This window comes from Clostridium sp. AF32-12BH, assembly GCF_003477935.1.
Taxonomy (GTDB): domain Bacteria; phylum Bacillota; class Clostridia; order Lachnospirales; family Lachnospiraceae; genus Brotaphodocola.
The window spans coordinates 1-1,301 of sequence record NZ_QUEH01000005.1 but is presented as its reverse complement, the minus strand read 5'-3'; the positions used below and the strand labels follow the sequence as shown (position 1 = coordinate 1,301).

Annotated in this window: 1 rRNA gene (running past one end of the window); it reads right to left on the bottom strand. The window is 50.3% G+C overall.

The features are described from left to right. A 23S ribosomal RNA gene (locus tag DWZ40_RS06015) occupies positions 1 to 1,210 on the bottom strand; it reaches 1,740 nt to the left of the window's first position. Positions 1,211 to 1,301: the final 91 nt, after the last annotated feature.

The following is a 1,301-nucleotide window of genomic DNA, read 5'->3' as shown; positions in this document are numbered from 1 at the left end:
GTCTAATGACAAGTCCACAGCTTCGGTGTCGTGTTTCAGCCCCGGACATTTTCGGCGCAGGACCTCTCGACTAGTGAGCTATTACGCACTCTTTGAATGTGTGGCTGCTTCTGAGCCAACATCCTAGTTGTCTTCGAAATCCCACATCCTTTTCCACTTAACACGCACTTTGGGACCTTAGCTGGTGGTCTGGGCTCTTTCCCTTTTGACGACCCAACTTATCTCGTGCCGTCTGACTCCCGTGCATCATCTCTCTGGCATTCGGAGTTTGATATCTCTTGGTAAGCTTTGACGCCCCCTTAAGAATTCAGTGCTCTACCTCCAGGAGACTAACACGAGGCTAGCCCTAAAGCTATTTCGAGGAGAACCAGCTATCTCCGGGTTCGATTGGAATTTCTCCCCTATCCACACCTCATCACCACCCTTTTCAACGGATGTGTGTTCGGTCCTCCACCGCCTTTTACGGCAGCTTCAACCTGGACATGGATAGATCACCCGGTTTCGGGTCTACCCATACTGACTTTGGCCCTATTAAGACTTGGTTTCCCTTCGGCTCCGCACCTTGAGTGCTTAACCTTGCCAGTACAGGTAACTCGCCGGACCGTTCTACAAAAAGTACGCGGTTGCACATATAAAGTGCTTCCACAGCTTGTAAACACAGGGTTTCAGGTTCTCTTTCACTCCCCTCCCGGGGTCCTTTTCACCTTTCCTTCACAGTACTATGCGCTATCGGTCACTAAGGAGTATTTAGCCTTGGGGGGTGGTCCCCCCGAATTCCCACAAGGTTTCTCGTGTCTCGTGGTACTTTGGATCCTGCTCGCTGTCTATTGTTTTCGTGTACGGGGCTTTCACCCTCTGTGGCCGGACTTCCCAGACCGTTCCACTAACAAATCGACTCACTTGTTGCAGTCCGTAACCCCGGAACGCACGCGCTCCGGTTTAGGCTCTTTCCATTTCGCTCGCCGCTACTTTGGAAATCGAGTTTTCTTTCTTTTCCTCGCCCTACTTAGATGTTTCAGTTCAGGCGGTTCCCGACGTAACGCTATGGATTCACGTTACGACGACTGAGGTCTTCTCAGCCAGGTTTCCCCATTCAGATATCTCCGGATCAATGGATATTTGCTCCTCCCCGAAGCTTTTCGCAGCTTATCACGTCTTTCATCGGCTCTTAGTGCCAAGGCATCCACCCTGCGCTCTTTATAGCTTAACCAATTGATGTTCACCTGCGGGTGCGGGTTACTTATCTACGATACATAGCGTTGTATCGCTGGTCTTAGGTTCGTTATTTAAAACGAGTTATT